This is a genomic window from Desulfosoma sp., assembly GCA_037481875.1.
Classification (GTDB): Bacteria; Desulfobacterota; Syntrophobacteria; order Syntrophobacterales; family DSM-9756; genus Desulfosoma.
The window spans coordinates 1-19,277 of the sequence record JBBFKY010000014.1 but is presented as its reverse complement, the minus strand read 5'-3'; the positions used below and the strand labels follow the sequence as shown (position 1 = coordinate 19,277).

At 53.5% G+C, this 19,277-nt stretch carries 16 protein-coding genes; 2 read left to right on the top strand and 14 right to left on the bottom strand.

From position 1 onward, the window contains the following. Window positions 1-742: 742 nt before the first annotated feature. The 4 genes from WHS46_14155 to WHS46_14140 are packed head-to-tail and all read right to left on the bottom strand — an operon-like array spanning window position 743 to window position 3,557. On the bottom strand, window positions 743-1,369 hold the full coding sequence (locus tag WHS46_14155) for a hypothetical protein (protein MEJ5349820.1): 627 nt from the start codon (window positions 1,367-1,369) through the stop codon (window positions 743-745). Next, on the bottom strand, window positions 1,362-1,904 hold the full coding sequence (locus tag WHS46_14150; GenBank protein MEJ5349819.1) for a YeeE/YedE thiosulfate transporter family protein: 543 nt from the start codon (window positions 1,902-1,904) through the stop codon (window positions 1,362-1,364). Before WHS46_14150 ends, WHS46_14155 begins: the two co-directional genes overlap by 8 nt. Then, the gene (locus tag WHS46_14145; protein ID MEJ5349818.1) at window positions 1,901-2,455 is read right to left on the bottom strand and encodes a YeeE/YedE thiosulfate transporter family protein; all 555 of its coding nucleotides are present in this window, start codon (window positions 2,453-2,455) and stop codon (window positions 1,901-1,903) included. The genes WHS46_14150 and WHS46_14145 overlap by 4 nt, the downstream gene beginning before the upstream one ends. 7 nt (window positions 2,456-2,462) lie before the next feature. Next, a complete protein-coding gene (locus WHS46_14140) occupies window positions 2,463-3,557 on the bottom strand; it encodes a rhodanese-like domain-containing protein (protein ID MEJ5349817.1) in 1,095 nt (364 codons plus the stop codon). A gap of 236 nt (window positions 3,558-3,793) precedes the next feature. Between WHS46_14140 and WHS46_14135 the strand changes: the two genes are divergently transcribed. Continuing rightward, window positions 3,794-4,048, top strand: a complete 255-nt coding sequence (locus WHS46_14135) for a hypothetical protein (protein ID MEJ5349816.1) — start codon at window positions 3,794-3,796, stop codon at window positions 4,046-4,048. Between the two features lie 220 nt (window positions 4,049-4,268). Here WHS46_14135 and WHS46_14130 read toward each other — a convergent pair whose 3' ends face one another. From WHS46_14130 to WHS46_14085, 10 genes are all read right to left on the bottom strand, one after another. Next, window positions 4,269-6,236 (bottom strand): methyl-accepting chemotaxis protein, encoded by a 1,968-nt coding sequence (locus WHS46_14130; GenBank protein MEJ5349815.1) that lies wholly within the window; start codon window positions 6,234-6,236, stop codon window positions 4,269-4,271. An 895-nt stretch (window positions 6,237-7,131) separates the two neighbouring features. After that, complete coding sequence (locus WHS46_14125; protein MEJ5349814.1) at window positions 7,132-9,450, bottom strand: hypothetical protein; 2,319 nt, start codon at window positions 9,448-9,450, stop codon at window positions 7,132-7,134. Next, window positions 9,447-10,580, bottom strand: a complete 1,134-nt coding sequence (locus WHS46_14120; GenBank protein ID MEJ5349813.1) for a hypothetical protein — start codon at window positions 10,578-10,580, stop codon at window positions 9,447-9,449. Before WHS46_14120 ends, WHS46_14125 begins: the two co-directional genes overlap by 4 nt. Further along, the gene (locus WHS46_14115; protein ID MEJ5349812.1) at window positions 10,580-11,800 is read right to left on the bottom strand and encodes a restriction endonuclease subunit S; all 1,221 of its coding nucleotides are present in this window, start codon (window positions 11,798-11,800) and stop codon (window positions 10,580-10,582) included. Before WHS46_14115 ends, WHS46_14120 begins: the two co-directional genes overlap by 1 nt. A 14-nt stretch (window positions 11,801-11,814) precedes the next feature. Beyond that, complete coding sequence (locus tag WHS46_14110) at window positions 11,815-12,582, bottom strand: DUF3800 domain-containing protein (protein ID MEJ5349811.1); 768 nt, start codon at window positions 12,580-12,582, stop codon at window positions 11,815-11,817. Between the two features lie 2 nt (window positions 12,583-12,584). Continuing rightward, a complete protein-coding gene (locus WHS46_14105) occupies window positions 12,585-12,779 on the bottom strand; it encodes a hypothetical protein (protein ID MEJ5349810.1) in 195 nt (64 codons plus the stop codon). Between the two features lie 524 nt (window positions 12,780-13,303). Next, window positions 13,304-15,814 (bottom strand): GIY-YIG nuclease family protein, encoded by a 2,511-nt coding sequence (locus tag WHS46_14100; GenBank protein MEJ5349809.1) that lies wholly within the window; start codon window positions 15,812-15,814, stop codon window positions 13,304-13,306. A gap of 55 nt (window positions 15,815-15,869) precedes the next feature. Further along, window positions 15,870-17,369 (bottom strand): Eco57I restriction-modification methylase domain-containing protein, encoded by a 1,500-nt coding sequence (locus WHS46_14095; protein ID MEJ5349808.1) that lies wholly within the window; start codon window positions 17,367-17,369, stop codon window positions 15,870-15,872. After that, window positions 17,353-18,009 (bottom strand): N-6 DNA methylase, encoded by a 657-nt coding sequence (locus WHS46_14090; GenBank protein ID MEJ5349807.1) that lies wholly within the window; start codon window positions 18,007-18,009, stop codon window positions 17,353-17,355. The genes WHS46_14095 and WHS46_14090 overlap by 17 nt, the downstream gene beginning before the upstream one ends. 5 nt (window positions 18,010-18,014) lie before the next feature. Next, complete coding sequence (locus tag WHS46_14085; protein ID MEJ5349806.1) at window positions 18,015-18,584, bottom strand: hypothetical protein; 570 nt, start codon at window positions 18,582-18,584, stop codon at window positions 18,015-18,017. A gap of 450 nt (window positions 18,585-19,034) precedes the next feature. On the opposite strand from WHS46_14085, the gene WHS46_14080 reads away from it, so the two are divergent. After that, window positions 19,035-19,277, top strand: a 243-nt coding sequence (locus WHS46_14080; protein MEJ5349805.1) for an IS1380 family transposase, incomplete at its 3' end; no start/stop codon positions are given.

Here is a 19,277-nt window from a genome sequence, read left to right as displayed (position 1 = left end):
AAGAAAGCCCTCACCCACATTTTCCGTGGGTGAGGACAAAAGCCCTCATTCCACAGCCTCGCGAGGCGACTTCATAGACTCCTCCCTTTTGATAAGCACGCCTGATAGCCGCCCGAAACCGAATCTTGACTTGAAAGTGGGGTTCTCCTACTGGCAAAGAAAGATCGCCAAAGATCCTCTTTCCTTGAGGCAAAGGACCAATTTCAGGTCTTCTGTTGTAAGGGCTAGGCGCGGCTTCTACCCCGACGTTTGTGCCACCAGGGCGCCCGTGCTGCCAGAAAGAAATTGGTTGTCAGACATGCTCCTCGAGACGTGGTTTAGACCCTCTCCCTCTCGATAAATCCCTACAGGGCCGGAGCCATGTGTCCGTCCCAGGAAAGCATTTCACCCGAAAGACCAAGAAAAATCGCCTCGACCCGTGGGGCGGACCCTTGTGTCCGCCCCATGACCCATCCCTTCTGTGAGAGCCCCGTAGGGCCGAACCCATGTGTCCGCCCAAGGAAACTATTTCATCCGAAGAACCAAGAAGCGCCTCACCCTGCAGGGCCTCACCCTTGTGTCCGCCCCATAACCATCCCTTAGCAAACTCCAACCGTCACCTCGTAACGACACCCCAGATTGCGGCACTCTACAAATAAGCTGATGACACGACCGCGGATAAGATCCTTCGACGACCGCCTTCCTGCTTCGCTCAAAGCCATGGCCAGGCGTCGTCCTTCATCATAGGGGGAGGCCATCTTTTCTAGAGCTTGGGTTTTCCATGGTCGAACTCAATGATTCGAGGAAATCCTGTGTCTTGCCCCTTAAACACTCGATGGTAGAGAGGGCTATCGGGACCTACGCGCCCACCCATGTCGTAGGTGAAATCCCGAACGGCCACATGCCGAATCCAAAAGCCAGTGAGCACAGCTCCGGAGGCATCGTGGCACGAATGAAAATGGACATAGGCATCGCGGGGTTCCGGGCGTGTCTCCAGCCAGGCGGAAGGAGCTTCCGGAAAAAAGATCGGCTGAATTCTCTCTGCCCCTTGAGGGACGGCTTTTTCGACGAAAGGAAGATCAGTCAGGATCCCGTCGCCTTCATAAAGTAAAGCGTTTTCAGGAGCATCCGACGAGTAAAATTTTCCTTCGTTGAAACACACCAAACGAATACGGCTCATATTATCAGGAACTTCAGGTCGAAAGTAGTAACCCACAAAAGGGCCGAAACGCAATTGGCGTCCATGATGAACGAATTCCAGCACAGGGGCATAGCCTCGGGGAACGTGTGGGACAGCCGTCTTTTCCGGCCCCTGCCCCCCGGAACAGTTCCACAAAAGACCCACCACCAGGCTCCAAAACCATGGAATCTTCCAACCCGCTTTAAGCATCCCTAATACCGTCCTTCCAGATCTTGCCGATGCCCCAGGCCGCGGCGGCAAAAACCAAGGCAAGCCCAAAGGCGGCAACGTATCGGTTTCCCACCCAGTCTTCCAGGCTCAGTGGTCCCTTATTGGTGGGCATATAAAGCACCGGGATGATCCATTCATGGAAATGGGCGAAAACAGCGGTTCCCGCGAGACCTCCAAGAAGCGCAAAAACGGCGTCAAGGCGACCTTCTCCTGCGGCGGCCCAGCAGGTTCCTGGACAATAGCCGCACAATCCCCAACCGATCCCGAAAAGTACAGCGGCGGTTCCCGTGGCCACCACACTAGTCGGTAAAATGACCATACGGCCCACACCCACCGCCTGAAGCCCCGCCAGGCCAAGGGCTGAAAAGGCTACAGCCAACATCATAAACTGAGGAATTCGACCATCTCTCATGAGGTGCGCTCGGGCCATCTCGTCGGGATCCGTAGCCCCGATCCGCTGAATCACAAAGCCGAAAGCAATTCCAGAAAAAAGACCGAGCAAAACCTGCGTCATCGGCTGCCTCCTTTGTGTGATCCGTACACTAGGCGACTGGTGAGCATGGCCACGGCAAAAATGATCACTCCGAAATAAAGACCGCTGACGGCCAACTGCGTGGATCCGGCAATGAAAAGTCCCAGAGTGCACCCGCCGGCCAGGCGAGCCGCAAAAAGGATGAGAAATCCTCCCAAAAAAGAAGCTGCATAACGAAGCGTCGGCCGATTTCCAAAACGCCGTTCCCAAATGGCCGGGACATGGCGAACCGGTTTTCCCATCGTGACCCCGCCCAGGTATCCTCCGGCCGCCATGCCGAGAACAAAGGCAAAAAGCCAGGAACCCGGCCCTGGAATAATTCTGTAGTGTTCCTTATGAGCGATGTAGTCGGGAGCGATGAAACTCAAAAAGCCTTTGAGAAGGCTCACGAACCCGCTGGAAGACGCCGGTGGTCCAAAACTGGCGAAAATGAAAACAATGATGCCTGTCAGGGCCAAAGCCGCCGGCAGCACCGGCCAATACCGCGCCACTTCCTCAGGCTTTGTGTTTTTTGGACGGTTTTTTTTCTTCATGGCACTTTCATCCTCCGCAAGAAATGTAACCGCTTGAAGAGGCGGGCTGTGTTTTCTTGCTGTCATTCGCACCTCGAGGGGATTTTGCCGGCGTGGCGGGCATGCCCGTCGGCAGGGGAAGAGCCCCTTCCAGCCGGTGAGGCGTGGTTTCCACGGGGTAATACAATCGAGGGTTTCCCCATTCGTTCCATGAAGCTTCATAAAGTCGTACGTCTTGAAATCCCATGAGACGCAGCACGAAATAAGTGAAAGAGGCGCGTCGTCCAGAATGGCAATAGACGATGACGGCACGATTGGGATCCAAACCCGCGTATAGTTTTTGTAACTCGGGGTAAGAGCGAAGAGCCTTGGTAGTAGGATCCTGCCAGTTGGTGCGATAATCCACGTTGAAGGCTCCAGGAATATGGCCCGGAGCCAACGGACTTCCATCAAGGGCCGTAGTTTGCCGGGCACCCAGGTATTCTTCCGAAGAACGAACATCCAGAATTTGGTAGTAAAAATCCCCTAGGCGGCTTTGAACAAAAGGACCGTCCACCAGGCGCAGCCTTTGAATTTCTTCGGATGGGGCCTGATAGAAAATGGGTTCGCGACGATCAGGTTCCGTCACCGTCTTTCCTCCGGCTTCCACCCAGCCGTCGATGCCCCTTTCCAGAATACGCTTGGACGGGTGCCCCAGGTAGTCCAGCACCCAAAAGACATAGGACGCCGTGGCTCCGCCGTCCTGAGCGACGGAATCGTAAAGGATAACTGTATCCGTACGGGCTATACCCGCGCGACCGAGAATCGTCTGCGCTTCCATCGCCCCGACAAAGACCGCCCCCACACCTCGAACCGTGTCATGGCGTTGAAAGCTTCGAAACGGAAGCCGAATAGCCCCAGGAATGAACCGCCCATCCAGGTCTTTATCTTCTCGAACATCCACAATGACCACATTGGGATCCTTCGAGTGTTCCAAAAGCCACTGAGGTGTCGCCAGGCACTCCTGACAAGGATAGGCTTCTTTAGCATTCTTGGCAGAAGGTGCTGAAACCATGGCCCAGACCAGACCCGCAATAATGAAAACGGGAACCAACAACCATCTGGGACTCTCCCTAAAAGCCATGTCCTCCTCCCTTCATTGCCTTGTTCTGTAAAGGGCCCCGCGTCGACGACCAACCGCAAAGTAACAGACTCCTGCATTCAAGGAAGCTGTTACATAGTTATCACAAAGAGCGGGTCTTGGCACAGATCGATTTTTGCACTGTAAGTGTGCCACCATCGTAAAAACCCATGGCGGGGATTGCCATGATCCTCTTTTGGAAGCCAAGACGATGATCGGAAAGATTTATGGGGGGAACAATGTTGGAAATTCTTACGGATCAGAAGCCCAAGATCCTTGGACTTCATGAACCGGGTTGTTTGCTGCGGGCACCTGCCAAAGCACCATGGATACGGAAGGAAGTCTCGGCCGGAGCTTTGGCCGCAGCCGAAGCTTCAACGCTTCTAGCCCGTGGAAGCGTGAAGCCGGCCCCACTCGTCGCCGAGCTGGATCAAGCCCAAAGCCAGGGTTGCGGCACCTGCGTGAAGTCGTACCTCTTAAACCAAGTGCAATGATTCCCGTCAAAGGTGAAGTTGGAATACTTCTTCCTCATCGCCGAAACCGGGCTCTTTCGGCCCGAGCATCCGTCCGATTCCCGTCTTTGCAACCCCTTGCGTGGCGCCCTGGGCCGAAGGGATGGCGGCTTTTTAGAGCGGGTAGAGAAGATACAAAACCAACTGATCCGCACTCTATCGCATGCTTAAAGCAATGAATCAAGGCAGGCAGGATCCTTCATTAAAAATCATCGAAATCCAAGGCCGCTCCCGTTGGTGCCTCCTTCAAAGGCGGCCCCTTCTTCGACGACCTCGAGGATCCGTTCGACCGGGAAGCCGTTCGGCCATCGGCGGCTTTCGCCCGAGATCCCGAAGCCCCGGTACCTTTTTCAGGCTTTGAAGGGACCGGAACCCCACCCGAGGCATCGCCCTCTTTCGAACCCCCGACCAGGGCTTTCAACTCCAAGGTCTGGTCGAAAATCTGGCCCGAGAGGGTTTTCAATTCCTCGGAAGCCGCCGCCGTTTCTTCGGCATTAGCCGCATTCTGTTGGACGACGCGGTCCAAGTCCTGGATGGCCGCATTGATCTGCTCGATCCCTCTTTGCTGTTCGGCGCTGGCGTCAGCGATTTCTTTCACCAGATTCGTTACGGATTTGGCGTCTTCACCCATTTTGTAGAAAGATGTGAGAGCCTCACCGATGAGTTTCCCGCTGTTTTCCACCTGCTGGATCATTTCCCCGATGAACTTCTGAGTGCTCCTGGACGCTTCGGACGCGCGCATGGCCAGATTTCGGACTTCTTCGGCGACCACAGCGAACCCAGCTCCGGCTTCTCCAGCTCGAGCGGCCTCCACGGCGGCGTTCAACGCCAAAAGATTGGTCTGGAAGGCAATTTCATCGATGGTCTTGGCGATCTTGCTCGCTTCGGCACCGGTCGTTGAAACCCCCGACATGGCTTGAGCGGTCTGCTTCAGCGCCTTGTGGCTCGTTTTCATACTCTCCGCCGTCAGCTTGGCGAAACCATCCAACTTCTTCACGGTTTCCGTGTTTTGGCGGACCGTGGCGGTCATCTCTTCCATGGCGGAAGCGACCTCTTCCAGGGATGCGGCCTGGCGGGTGGCACCGTCGGCAAGTTTCGCCCCCGATACGGCGATCTCCGTGGCAGAGGCTTGAAGGTCCCGGGCGCTACGTTCAAACAGCGTGGTAGCACGCGTTAGGGCTCCGATGATGCTCCTTTTGGATATGAAGAAAACCACAAGCATAGCCAAAAACAACACCGCAAGGACTCCTCCTGAGATCCACAGCGCCCGCACCGACTCCGCGCGAATCTTCTCAACGCTCCGAAGGATATCGGCTAGTTCCGAGGCAATGACCGCGTCCAGATCCTGAATCACCTGTGACAGAACCTGAAAGAAGGCATTGGGAGCCACCTCGAACGTTCCGTCCCTCGATCCATGAAGGACCTGCAGAAACAGGCGCTCGCTTTCGTTCCAGTGCGGCTGTTCCTGAACGCGGGCGAGCTGATCCTCTGCCTTTTTCGACAGGACCATGGCCGGGCTGGCGAGGCTGGCGCGAAAGGCACCGCGGTATTCTACGAGCGCCTTGAACTCGCCGTCGTTAAGAGGCTTGTTGCGGGCCAACAATGAGGATCCAAATCCCCGAAGCTTCCCTGCATTTTCCTTTGCGAAATCCAGAAGGGAAACGGTCACCAGCCGCTTGCCGATGCCCTTGGTTGTTTTAGCATTGGAGCACGCTTTTTCGACATCGAGCATGGTTTCCACGATCTTGGAATAAGCCTTGAAGCTCTCACCGGAGGCCACCCCACGGTCCACTTCATCTCTCAGCCTTCGAAGATCTTCCCGGGCCGCACGAAGGGCACGCTTGGCTCCCTCGGCGATGGTGGCTTCATCCAGGAGTTTCAATAGGGAGGCGAATGCCTGATCGGATTCTCCGCGTTGGGTTTGGAGCTGTGCCTTGACGTCTCCTCCGGAAAGCATCAAAGCCGACAACCCCCGCTCCTTTTGAAGAACCGTGAGGGTCCGGGATGTTTCGGCCATGAGCCGGACATTGGCGTCCATTTGCCGTTCAATGGTCGCATCCCGCCATTTGTCTTTCATTTGGATCCCCGCAAAGCCTAACACCACCAAGAGAGGAAGCAGCGCCACCGCAGCGATTCTCTTTCCGATCGTCCATTGTCCTCTTCCCTTCATGCAAACACCTCCAGGAGAAAAATAAAGGGTTCACACCAAAGAGTTTCCAGATGTCCAAGCCACATCACCTTTTCCAAACTCGTTTGGATCCAGTCGTCATCTTGATCACCGCTCTGCCTAAGCCCTGCACAAGAATCGTCCCTGCTCGAGCAGCACCTGACCCAGTCTCTTTTCGGCGACGCTCAACCCGTCGGCAACGGTGGCGTCTTCGCGGTCCAAATAGAGGGAGTTCGTTCCGCCAGGCGAGTTGCACTGCGTGCCGATGTCTCTTCAGCCCTCCTCGATTTTCCTCAACGAGGTTGAGGCCCTTGCTAAGTCGACCGGGAACCCTCCCCACGCCCCTCGGTCCATGTTTCAGCGACCTCGAGGGCGCTGCCCTCGTTTTCATCGACGAGGAAACTGAGCACACTTGTTTGTTCGGCAAAAAGCGTCGAAAGCTTTAATGGAAAAATCGAGATTCCCATTTGCTCGGGCGGCGGAGGGAAAAGCAGCGGGAAGGGAAAAGGCGGGCATGAGGCCCATTACCTCGGATGAACATTCCGGCACAGAGGGGAGGCTCGCCCCTTCAAAGGGCACCGACTGCTTGATGAGCCACGACTTTCGAATGCTTGCCGTGCTCGGAGCGAATCGCGTGGCACACCATCAGGCGCCTGATCCTGCCCGTGAAACCAATACGGCAAAGCCCTTGACTTTCCAAAAGATGTAGGATCGACCGAAGCCCTCATCAAAAACCATCGGGCTACAAAACCTATGGTTTCCAAAACCATCCCCAGCGCCTTGCCTTTTCGTCAGTCGATTCGGGTTTTTTCGAATTACACGCAAGAAGAGCCTGTCCATCTTCCTCGTTCAATCCATGGGGAACACCCTCGATCTCCTGAAGGACCACCTTAAAAGCCTAACTTGCTTCGTTCATATCCACGGCGTTTACGGGGAGTAGCTCCCGAAGCTCCAGAAACCCATAGCTACAAAGATATTGAATGATCTGCTCTACTTCTTTCGTGACGTTGGGATGCCGCAATGCCACTTCGAGAATTTTTCGGATGCGATCGCGACTTGCGTGAAGCTCCCCTCCAACCTTACGGTTTCGGTCCCATTCAGCAATCATTTTCAGGCATAGCACTGATTCCAAAGGGTAGCTTTCCGCAGTCCGTGCAAGATGCACCAGCACCACATCTACGGAATCTGTCCGGCCACCGAGCTTTAGCGACTCCAAAAGCTGTGTCACAGCCCAGTGGTCGTCGAACTTGCCCGAGATAAACCACCGGCCAAAGGCAGCCATCTCCTTGAGGATGTGGGCCCTGGACTGGGACTGTTTGGCTTGGGCAAGGCGAATTTCCCAGAGCTTTTTTAGCCGGTGGAGCATATCCTCAGGAATTTCTTCCTTGGTTCGACGCAGTGCGGAGCCAATAAAAGCAATCGCATGTCCCCTGAGCTTATCGGTCGCCTTTTCCCAAAAGCCCGTAAACAGCGGGTCCTCTAGTGAGAGTTTGCCGCTCCGGTAGAATTTCATGAGGTGCTCCGCTAGCCTCTCATCCGGGTCAGGAGGCCGCTGGGTGTCGTCCTCGTGGTAGCCTATCTTTTGCACTGCGTGGCGGTATTGTTCTCGGAGAATGTCAAGGACTTCGTCACATGGCACCCAGCTAGTTTTAGTTAAGTAACTGTTCCATGCGGCGCTAAACAACGCCTCTTCAGTTTCGCCGATCGGAAAGATTCTCGCGGCTCTTTCCCGTGCCCACTCGGAATCCAAAAGAACAAGGTAGGGGAACAGCTGGCCGTACAGTTTGTGCACGGCCAGGAACGACTCGTGCACCGCGTCAAGGTAGAAATCCAGGACTTCCCGGACCTCAGGCATTTCATTCAAACCCCCACGAGCCTGATCCACCACGTTCTCTTCTTTGCTCCTATGCCGCCGCACCCAGAAAGCATAGCACATTACGGCATGCATAAACGCGCCCCAGGTGGTGTCAATGGCTGGCCTGGCCAGGTCCATGTTGCAGTCAATGCAACACCGCCTCTGTCGCTTCTGTGTAGGATCGGGGTTATCAGTCAATGATTTCAGAGTGTTCCACACCTTCTCGCGCAAGCGAATAGGAATACTGCCCGGACAATCGCCAAAGCCTTCCATGAGCAAGTACGCGATGGCCTTTCGTGTCCGGCCCCAAATGGGGGCGATGTCCATTCGTTCCGCCCGCCGGCACGGGGCGTCCCATGGCTGTGATATCACCCGTGTGCATAGATCTAAAACCGGTTCCCACTCGAAGGTCTTGTTGTGTTTCAGGGCTTCCTCGAGGCCTGACAAAAAAAATCGAACATAGGTGGAGTCTAGGCCTCGGAAAAGGTTCGCTTCAATCGCGAAACGTCCCGGATCTTCCGTGACCGCGTAGAATAGCTCTCGGCCCAGGCTCATTCGGGACGCCTCCCCCAACCGAGTGTCCGGGGGATTCCATGTTCTGAGAAATTCCGCGATCTCTGAAACTGACTCCTTTTTGAGATCTTCAACTGATTTGGGGCTGGGAACTCCGATATATGGGCCTCTCCAACCTATTAGGAACTCGACATGCCTCGGCTCTCCGTGCTCTTCAACAAGCCTTTGATAGCGTTCCTGCCATTCTTTAGGGAGATTTTCGGGCCCGATCCATGCCAGCCGATCCCTCTTCCAGGTTTCGCGGGTGTAGGCAATGTCGTCATCGAATAGGGGTAAATCCGTCTGCTCCTCTCGTTTTTGCTTAGACTCCTCCAAGTCTGGGCCGGCATCAATCCATCCAAGGATTGTGTCACGGTCCTCAGGTTTTAGACGCGTGAAAAATTTCCGCAGCAGCAGCACGTATTCGTGGTGCACGTCAATGTCTTCGAACAGCTCTCGATTGGTCAGCCTCTCGGCTGCAAGCGCTTTCCCTTGGTCAGGAAACTCTCGCAGAATGTAAAGCGCAATGCGTTGGAAAACTTTCCAGTGTCGGCGCTCAAGCGCGTTGACAACCTCTTCTAAAGTCGCCTTTCCGGAAGGCACGATGTGTCCCAAAGCATCGAGGACTGCATCAACAAGCGCATCCTTCACATTGTCAGCGTAACTCAGCGAATGTTCTTCATTGTCGGGTCGCCTCCTAAAAGACTCATTTTCAAGTTTCAGATTGTTGTCACCGCGTGGGGAGAGCTCAATGGCCTTTTGCAATAGATCACAGAGGAGCTCTAACGCAGGAAGACCGGCAGCGTTCACCAGTTCCGGGTAGTGATCCTTGAGGATCCTCGCGTAACTTCCGGTACTGAAGCGCGCTTGCGGCTCCAGAGGGACCCAGAACTCCTCATTTCCTCGGTTTCTACGCTTGTACGCTCTGAATGGACGTCGAGGAGGACACGTGCCAGATTTAATGCTTCATCAGTCTGACCACCCTTTCCCCAACACTCAATAAGCTGCGGTAGTTTGTCCACTAGCTGCAAAAAAGGACGCTCCGCGTACCGCTTCGCTTTATCAATGAGCTTGACCGAAATCTCGGGTGGCATGGCGAGCATCGCATCCAAAAGATCCGCTTGTACGGCAGCGTTGTCGGTATCGTCCATCTCCAGAATGATTTTGGCTACGAGCTCAGGCTTGTGCTGGGCCATGCGAGCCAGGTACCGCCCCTCAGCCCATGGTGGAAACCACTTGGTTCCTTCTTTTTCGTTAAACACAGGAGGAGGTGGCTGTTTGAAGAAGCCTTTTTTCCGAAGCCGATTCAGCCATTTGGGGTCTTCGAGGCGGTCGAAGAAGTATTGGCGCGTGACGGTGTTGTTTGGTACCTCTTGAGCGATCCTCTTTAGATCGTTGTTGTTTGGCGACGGTTTTTTCAAGAGCTCATCCAGTACGTGAATCCAGTCCAGGAAGCGGGTGCGTAGGGATTGAATCAGGACATCCAGCAAAGCCTGGCTCTGATCCCAGATCTCGCTTATATCCTCCAGAGACCGCGGCGCGTCGAGCCCTTTACGATGGGCTAACCTGTGAAGATTCGTGGCAAGCTTCAACCAGGCGATCCCCTCACGACTACGCTCAGAGATATCTAGACAGCGAAGGATGGCACGTATTTCTTCTTTTTGTTTTTGTTGTTCTTGGCATTCCGACTCTCGTGTGCCACCGGCACCACGTGTGGTCACGGGCCTAAAGATGTGACGAAGCGCGCTTTCGAGCTCTCTTAAGAGGTGCCCCACGAGAAGGACTGTGTTCTCGAGCTGATGAGGATTAGCCATCAGGCTGCAAGCGTCCCGAAAAAACGCAGCCGGACCCGGCCCCACCAGTTGTAGACCTTCAATAATCCTCCGCTGCCGGGAATCGGCAGACCAGAATTGGATCGGGTGAGAGCTTTGGTTCTGCATCACAACTCCCCCCGAAACGCCTTGTCCAGAATCGCCTGCTCAAGGCGTTTCAAGTCCTCGTCTGTCTTTGACTGGGAGGCTTTGAGCGCGCGTATCTTCTCCTGCACCGCCTCCAGATGCGCCACAATCCGCCGCTGCTCCTCGAGGGGCGGGAGGGGGATGAGGAACTCTTTTAGGCGCGATCCCGATAGGTTAGGAATCGCCGTCCTGCTTTCCGAGCCTTGGTACGCGAGGAACACTTGGTATGCAGCCTGCATCCAGTACATCGTGAAGCGCGGTTCAATAGAATCATTTTTGGCACGAAGACGATGTACATGGTTCTGGTACAAGGCCATTGGAAGTTGTCCTTCCCAGATGACGTCGCCCCCCTCACATACGAGAAGGTCACCCGGTTGCAAGCGAAGCTTTTCTATTTCTTGGTCCGTGAAATCCATCTCGTCTACTAATGCCGTGTCGATCGCTCCCCAAAAAAAATTCCTGGTCCGTAAAAAAGGCTTCGGGTTGTGACCGAGGCGTCTTCGAGCCGACATAGAAGCGCCTTGCTGAACTTCGAACACCTCCCCCAACCGCACCCAGCGCCAACCGTGGGGAAGTTCTGCGCCGGGGCGGGGAAAGGTCTCTGCAAGGGTGGACTGGCACAGAAGCTCGGTTTCCTGGCGGGCTTCTTCCCGCAGGCGCCGGGCCTCGCGAACCCGGCTTAGCAGCTCCTCAATCCGCGCCACGATGCGGCGTTGGTCAGCGAGGGGCGGAAGGGGGATGAGGGACTCATACACATCTCTATCTGTGACGGCAGGGTAACTTGCACCTCTCGTATTTTTGTCTGAGAGTTGCGCAACCACAAGATCCGACCGGCATAAGTAGAACAAGAAGCAGGGCTCTACGATACGGCGGTTAGCTCGTAACACGAAGAAGCCTGTTGAGCAGATTTGTCCATCGAGTTCGGGGCCGACAATGGCTACGTTCTTAAGGTAAGGGCGAGTTGTAGCTAAGATAACGTCATCGCTACGTATTATCTTCCGCGCACGGCTAGGAGCATCTTGCCCGAGAATCTCCCTTGGGGAGACTATCTTTCCCTCAGCATTGTCCACAGGGGAGATATCGACGTAGATGAAAGCCGTTGAAGGATCTTTGGTCGGATCTCGCCTTTCTGTAGGTAGATACACCTCGCCCAACCGCACCCAGCGCCAGCCATCGGGCAGTTTGCAAGGTGGCTGCGTCATATCCACATGCCTCCTTATGGGAACTCCTTGTAGCCCCAACCCTGATAACTAGGATACCGGTAAAGCCTTGGCTCAATCAGGTCCCATCCAGGGTAACTGTGATCCTTGTCGCTCTTGCGCCACGAATACGCGAGGCGGGCGACAAAATCGGCAATTTGAAGTCCAAGAGAATATTTACTATTCCCAATATTAACTTCTACAATGCGTGTGAACTGAAGCGACCACACGTAGAAGTCGTCGTAGAATTTGCTCAAAGCAACACCCCCCGACCCGCTCATTAAGATTCGGGTTAGCCACCTGCGTTGTTCTTGTTCCTCACGTTTCATCGCATCTATTAGCACGAACGCGGAGGTTTGCTTTCCGCTAAGAAAATGCTCGAACCGCTCAAAAAGAAATTGCGCTGCAAGGTGTGTCGGGTCATATGGTGAAGAGTATTGAGCCTTGTGGCGCTGCTTATTGATGCACACTACGAAGTACGTGACCTCCTGTAGATCCAGATACCCTTTCCTTACCCCATCGCGAAATCCAGGGTTGCTTTGCCAGAAGCGATCCCCTTTGTCCACTGAGCTGGCTTTGATTTCCTCGCCCTTACCCAGCATATTAGCGTTTGTTTTAGGAAGATTTAAGCCTCGAATAATCTCGCGAATACTCACATAAATGTCTGCTATGCGGTCAAAAGGCACAGCCACTCCGGCCAACACATAGAAAGGTTGCCGCTGAATCGCCGTGCTACTGCTCCAGTTTTTTTCATACCCACATTCGTCCACGAATACCACGTACATGCTCAGACCACCCGCTCGCTACCGTTCTCTAAAAGCTCATCCAGCTCCTCCACGAAACTCAAAATCTCCCGCTCGCGCTCAAGCAAGCCTGCCACAATCTCTGCCGGCGATGGAAGCGTCTCGGCATCTTTGCGGTTGGGGTTGCGGGCGGCAAGATGATAGCCACGTGCCTTGAGCTCCTCGTCGGGAACGATCAAGGAACGCGCGGAAAGGCAAACCTCGCGCGGCTCGTGAGCCTTGCGCTAAGCATCCCATGATTGCCACAGCTTCCGGGCTTCCTCACGGTGCTCGTGCTGAATGGGGTAGTTTTGGGTAAACTACATGCCTTCTTTTTTCCCCTTCGCAATTCACCCAGCCTGGAGGCCGTAGTTCGTCATGCCAGATCTCCTTGGTCAGCCCGGGCCGCTCGAAAAAGAGAAGCGCGGTCTTGACGTCTGAGTATGGAGCGAAGGTGCCGGGCGGGAGGCTTACCACGGTATGCGGATTAAACTGCTCCACGAGGTCCTGCTTCACCGTGGCCTAGGGGCCGTTACGAAATAGCGTTCTTTCGGGAACGACAATCCCACAGCGTGCGCCGTCCCGTGGTTTGAGTTTCTTCATGATGTGCTAAACGTAATAAAGTTCGGTCTCCCGTCAGGTGTTTCGGATGTGGCCTAGACGGTTTAGCGGTCTCCTGTATGCTTTGTCAGACCCTTCTTTTCTCAGCTGTGGATTACGTAACTCAGCCTGGCTCGTTCACGAATTTCGTTTCGTATTCATTTCGGCGCAAAACCGTATCATACAGACCGATACCATCCTCATCGTGCCTGTCAATGCCGGTGTATCTCAAACTTGGGTCCTCATAACGCTTAAACTTGTAGACTGCATCGTTCATCAGGGCGCTATTGAAAACGCCAAGACTTACGAGCAACTCGAAATCCGTCACTGTTAATCCGGTGACTTTCTTGAATAACCCCGGTTCCAACTGTGTAATCACATCCCGCAGGGTGCGTTCGCGGTAGTCGGTAAGATACATAAAGATGGGAATCCGTGTGGCAAACTTGATGAGTTTTTCCTGAATCTGCTTGCGCAAGCTCTTGTACTCTTTTTCCTCTTTAATCAGTGCCTTTTTTTCCTCTGCGGATAGTATTTTATCGTTGGCGTTTTTCTTTATCCGAGTTACAGCGTCTGACTTATTAATAATAGTTTCAATATCCCGATTAAGATTACGAAATCCTTCGATACTCATCAAGGCTTGGATTGCCTTTTCGTTTTTCAGCAGGCGGCGCAGCGTATCGTTGTCAACGTTTACCAGCAACGCGCTTTCCCAACGCCGCGCCAAAAGCGTAGCAGTGGTGCCGCTCATGGCCATGTCCAGAATCCCTGCTGCGTCTAGCTGCTTCATCGAACTGCCGTCATAGGCCAGCACGGGTAGGAAGCGAATGAATTCCTCGACCTTCTTTTCCGGGTTTGTTTCGTCGACGTTTAAGCGACAACTGTAGTCGGCGATCTGCCGTAAGGCCCGTTCAGGCGCAAAGTCAAAAACGTAACACTCTTGCTTGAGGATTTGCTCGTCGTTCGGTGACGTCCCGTCGGAGTTTCTGATCGTCCACGGCGACTGCACCCGAAAAGCTGCCTGAAAATAGGTTTCTGGGCTGGAGCAGTTGCGTAGCATGAAGATGCCCGTCCACGGTCTGACGGTGACACCAGTCGTCAGTTTTCCGCATGTTAAGGTGATAGTTTTGGTTGTTAGAGGGTCCTCCATGGCTTCGAGCACCGGACGCAGGGCTGCGACCCCGATCCCTGCATCGGGTCCTGCAGCAACGATCACCTTGTAATCGTAGTAAAAACGGTTTTGCTTTTGAGCCAAGAGGTTTCGCATCGCATAGCAAGAGGCTACACTAGGGAGAAACCAAAGCGTATGCGAAAGCACATTGAGTAGCCGCACATCGGAGAAAGGGAGGGGTGGCCTCCGATCGCGGCCAAGTTTCAAGTCATCAACGCTGGCGGGCAGAAAGGCTCCTCGGATCAAATCCAGCCACTTCTGCACCTCGTCTTCGTATTTAAACTTTGCCTTCTCACCACGTCCCTCAGGGGAGAAGAACACGTTCAGGTCGAACTCATTGAATTCCCCTTGTAAGGCGATATTTCGAATTGCATCCGGCAACTGATAAGTCAAGAGCACCATTCGCGGGAGAGCCGCATAGGGATTGTCTGGCCCGTTCCATTCACGCTTTGCTCGTTGCTCGTCGGAATAGGTCCAGTTGAAGATCTGCTCCTCGATAAATTCACCAGAGGCGATGGCTCGAAACGGCGTGCCGGACAGATACAAAAAGTGGTCGGCGGTGATGGGCAGGAGGTCTTCTTCAAAATAGGTAATACCCTCGCCTTCGGCAAATTTGCGCTCTTTTTCATCCTCGGCTTCAAACAGGTCCTTTGCCTTTTCTCGCCACGCTCCGTAGTGATATTCATCAAAAATGACACAATCCCAGTGGATGGCGTGAACCCATTCGTTCTTGGTCTTGATGCCGCCCGTGCTGGGGTTTCTGCCCAAATAATCCTGAAACGAGCCGAAGCAGACAAAGGGCCGGGTCTTGTCCGCCTTTTCGTAGGTAAGGCCGTCTCGCTTGATGAACTGCCAATCGTGGAAATCCACATGGCATTTCAGGTCGTCTTCCCATGCACTTTGCACAGCCGGCTTAAACGTAAGCACCAGCACTTTGCGCCAGCCCATCTCTTTGGCCAACTGATAAGCGGCGAATGTTTTGCCGAATCGCATCTTGCAGTTCCAAAGAAAATGCGGTGGCTTGTTGTTGTCGCGCTTGAAGCGCCGGAAATATTCAGCTGTTTTTTTCACTGCAGCTTTTTGTTCCGGGCGCATATTGAAAGTGAGGTAACGCTGTTCTTCGAAGGCATGTCCTTCTCGAAGAGCAAGGATGGCCGCTTTGACTTGCTCTACCGTACAGCGGAACCACTCGCCTTTCACCCATTGAATGCCGTGGGTGCGCAGCATGCGATGCACATCGTGGTCAGTGAAGACGGTACCGTCCCGTCGCATGGCCGATTCTTCCAGAACAATGCGGTAGGGTGGTTTTCCGGGAGTTTTGACCGAGTAAATCTCATCCAGACGATCTTTCGCCGTTCTGGTGGTATAACCGATCTTCAGCAGCCCGTCATACTGCGGATGAGTATCCTCGTAGGCGTAGATTTTCGGGTAAACCGCTGGGCGGTGGGGAAAGAAGTGGTTACTCATCGTCATCCTCTCCGCTGGGTTCGTCCCCTGGTCGGTCGTAGTTTCCTCTTTATCGTCATTCCTGCATCGGGCGAATTTTTGATTCGATGAAGGCGATTTCTTCCTCTGTTAGACCGTAACGCTTGTACAGCTCTTCGTCGCTCCAAGGTTTATTCATGTCCAGTATGGGAACAAACGAGTATGATTCCCTGGTAAGGTGATGGGAATACATAAATTGCGCCACGAGAAACCTGAAAAAGCGCGTCTTCATGTAACGGACCAGATTCTCAGCTTGAGTCTTGTCCTGATAAGCCCCAACTACGAGATAAGTTTCGGTGCATATGGTGCCTGGAGGAAGAATATCAATCTTCGAAAACACTTGACGTTTTCCATCTTTCCCGGGATTCCCTGCATGGTCGTATCCGACATAGGAAGTTATAACCTTCCAAAGGGGAATCATTTCGTGGCCAGCAGTGACTTCTTTGCTGTCAAATGGTCCCTCACCATGCTGCCAGCGTAATACTAAGTCCCCGTGGTCCATGGGTCGAACGTTTGTAGCAAGGCCAAAAGGTTTCCTGCTCGTAACCTGTTCGCTCATGCGCTTTTCCTCTGTGGCTAACACCTTCCGTATAATTGGAACAGCTTTGCTGTGGCGAATTAACGTCGTGAACTCATCAAGACGCCGAAGCGAAATTGTTTTTTCGCCGTTATTTACGTTTGTAATCTGGCATGGGCCACGTGAGTCTCGTTCCCAAAGAAAATAGCAAATACCCCCAGCTATATCTACACCAGGGAAAACTTCGGTCGCATTTTCATAATCAACGATCTTACGGATTCGATCGTCTGTAAGCATTTCCTGGCGAAATTTATCCAACCCTTTTCCCCCGGCGAACCACCGGGAAGGAATGATCATGATCAGATATCGAGGGCTTAGCTTCTTAGCCTGCTGCACGAACCTGTGATAGATTGGGATGGCACTTCTTCCATAGCCAGCATCACTCAATTGATACGGAGGATTACCAATGATGACATCAAACTGCATGTTAAATATCCCCCCCGGCGTCTCAGTGTGAATAAACTCGTAAGCGTGGGTCTCCAGATCTGCCCCGCGGTCGTACTGTGCTTGGCTGGCTCCGCACCATGTACAACGACCGTCGTCCCACGTATGCTCCACCCGACGAAAGCGGATGTTCCCCTGCTCATCCGTAAATGCCGTGCATACAGAATACTTGCCGTTAGCGGTTTTAGAACAATAGAGGGAACGACGCGACAGCAGCCCAGTCAACTCTGTAATAGCAATGCCAAAGATCTGGTTTTTCAGAATATGGTTGATCCGCTCCTGCCTGTCGTGAATTAAGCTTTCCAAGCCCTTATCCAGTCTCTTCGTGATCTCGCGGAGGAAGACCCCCGTCTTACAGCACGGGTCCAGAAAAGTAACCTCAGGATTGTGCCACAAATCAGACGGCAAAAGATCCAGTAGCTCATTAGCCAGGAGCGGCGGAGTAAAAACCTCGTCGCTACTCAGATTGGCCAAACAAGTAAGGACGTCCGGATTGTAGTTATTCTGCCTGAACATCAGCAATCTCCAAAAAGTGAACCGGTGGATACTCTTTTATTGGAGTTGGGATAAAGACTCCAGTACCCAGATCAGAGACTAAGGCTTGTTCTTTGTTGCTACCACGTTGCACAAGCTGGTGAAATGTAAAATCTCGTCTTTTTATCAGACCGCCGTTTACCAAAGACCACTCAGAAAACACGATATGCTTTGGTGTCTCACCCACGTGCATCATGGTCAGGGCATCGCCCCACACGATGTTTCGCTTTAGAATAAAACGCGTCGTCTTCCGAAATTGCTCTTTGGCAGTCTTCTTGAATGTTGCCGTGTATCGTCGATTAACGATCTCAAAAAGACGTTGGCGACATTCATGAACGTTATCTTCAAGAATATCAATGCCATAGATGCTGGATACCGCAAGAATGGCGTAGCGTTCGTAGTCCGTCTGCAATTTGCCGTACCGTTTTTGAACGATGCGGATTTTACGTTCTAGAATTTCTTCGAGGAAGTTTCCTGTACCACAGGCCGGTTCGAGGAATCGAGAGTCTATCCGCTCGGTCTCTTGCTTGACCAAGTCCAGCATGGCGTTGACAACCCACCTAGGCGTAAAAACCTCGCCGTGATTCACAACCCTCGATTTTGACTTGACGTGTTGTTGCATGGGTTTCATTCCCCTGCGCTAAGGTCTTTGTCCTTGCTGTCCTTTGTGTTGCGCTTACTGACAAATGGGAAAGTAGAGCCGTACTTGATGCCGTTGGGAGGGTCGATATAAACCATCTGCACTTTGCCGGGCATATCCTGTTTTTCGAGGAGTGAGTTCATCACCAGCAGGCTGTCAGTGGCAATCAGGCGATTCGACCAGCCGTGCTTGTGCTGGTGGAACTGGGTGGCTCTGGGCAAGGGCTCCTGGCGTTCCACCTCAAACACCGGGAGTTGCACCAGGCCAGTTTTCCCGTTGCGCTTACGCACTGGCTCAATGATGGTGCGCGTGTCGAAGCGGTCGCGGACGTGCAGTGACACCGAGGGCACCTCGAAGGAGGTGTGCTCGGCCTTGCCTGCCCAGACCAGCTGCGGATCGAGGTGCGGGTCGTATTGATAGCGCCTCCTTTTCTGCCCGACATCGGGGTCGGTCTGAGGCGTTACCAGGCGAGCAGGCGGGTTATTTAGCCGCTCCTTGTCTTGATGCTCGTAGGATTCAATCCTGCCTTTGGTCCCCCTTGCTTTATCTCGTGCCATGGAGTCTTCCTGATGGTTTTCTCGACCATACTTTTAGACGTTTAAGCTGCCAATGCTCCGTCCCCTGGCCAAGCCACGGCACGTCCGAGTCTCTTTAGGCAGGGTAGGGTTTAAGATGTCGGATCATACGCCCGCATCCGTGATTGCCTCGCAGAGTGACATATACCTTAATCCGTGAGATTACGTCTATACATAAAGGTATACTGCCGCAGGTTTCATATTGAATTTCATTGGCTTTTGTGCCATAGGTTTCGCTGTCACATTTTTACCCGACATGCGCCCTCATGAAAAGAATCGAGAATGTACAATCTTCGAAAGCCTTCTCCATTGGGCACTCCGACCTGGTTCTCGTGGGCAATCTGATCAGCGGCACTTCGGACCTCTGCCAACGGTTGGAAAAGGAAGTTCCGGGACGACCGAGACTCTCATGCGGAGGTGGCCAAAACCTCTGTGGGGCTTTTCTCCCTGAGAAAGAGCGACTTTGAAGCCGCCGAAGGGGTTGCGGGCGATGACGGGTTCAAAGAGGCTCTGGACATCCAAAAGGTCCCTTCGCAGGAAAGCTCGCGACAGCGCTTGGGTAAGCTCGCGAGCGTTTTCGAACGTTTTGCCGGCGCCGCTAGCGTTGAACTGCTTGAGAGGACCCAGGTTCCCGTAACGGCTCTTTCCACAGGGGATGTGGCTTTGGACCTGGAT

Bases quoted from the DNA above. Each gene is read 5' to 3' on its own strand.
- WHS46_14085 (MEJ5349806.1), bottom strand. From the start codon at position 18,584: ATGGCACGAGATAAAGCAAGGGGGACCAAAGGCAGGATTGAATCCTAC.
- WHS46_14135 (MEJ5349816.1), top strand. From the start codon at position 3,794: ATGTTGGAAATTCTTACGGATCAGAAGCCCAAGATCCTTGGACTTCAT.
- WHS46_14145 (MEJ5349818.1), bottom strand. From the start codon at position 2,455: ATGAAGAAAAAAAACCGTCCAAAAAACACAAAGCCTGAGGAAGTGGCG.
- WHS46_14095 (MEJ5349808.1), bottom strand. From the start codon at position 17,369: ATGTTCAGGCAGAATAACTACAATCCGGACGTCCTTACTTGTTTGGCC.
- WHS46_14155 (MEJ5349820.1), bottom strand. From the start codon at position 1,369: ATGCTTAAAGCGGGTTGGAAGATTCCATGGTTTTGGAGCCTGGTGGTG.
- WHS46_14090 (MEJ5349807.1), bottom strand. From the start codon at position 18,009: ATGCAACAACACGTCAAGTCAAAATCGAGGGTTGTGAATCACGGCGAG.
- WHS46_14100 (MEJ5349809.1), bottom strand. From the start codon at position 15,814: ATGAGTAACCACTTCTTTCCCCACCGCCCAGCGGTTTACCCGAAAATC.
- WHS46_14140 (MEJ5349817.1), bottom strand. From the start codon at position 3,557: ATGGCTTTTAGGGAGAGTCCCAGATGGTTGTTGGTTCCCGTTTTCATT.
- WHS46_14150 (MEJ5349819.1), bottom strand. From the start codon at position 1,904: ATGACGCAGGTTTTGCTCGGTCTTTTTTCTGGAATTGCTTTCGGCTTT.
- WHS46_14110 (MEJ5349811.1), bottom strand. From the start codon at position 12,582: ATGTACGTGGTATTCGTGGACGAATGTGGGTATGAAAAAAACTGGAGC.
- WHS46_14115 (MEJ5349812.1), bottom strand. From the start codon at position 11,800: ATGACGCAGCCACCTTGCAAACTGCCCGATGGCTGGCGCTGGGTGCGG.
- WHS46_14120 (MEJ5349813.1), bottom strand. From the start codon at position 10,580: ATGCAGAACCAAAGCTCTCACCCGATCCAATTCTGGTCTGCCGATTCC.
- WHS46_14130 (MEJ5349815.1), bottom strand. From the start codon at position 6,236: ATGAAGGGAAGAGGACAATGGACGATCGGAAAGAGAATCGCTGCGGTG.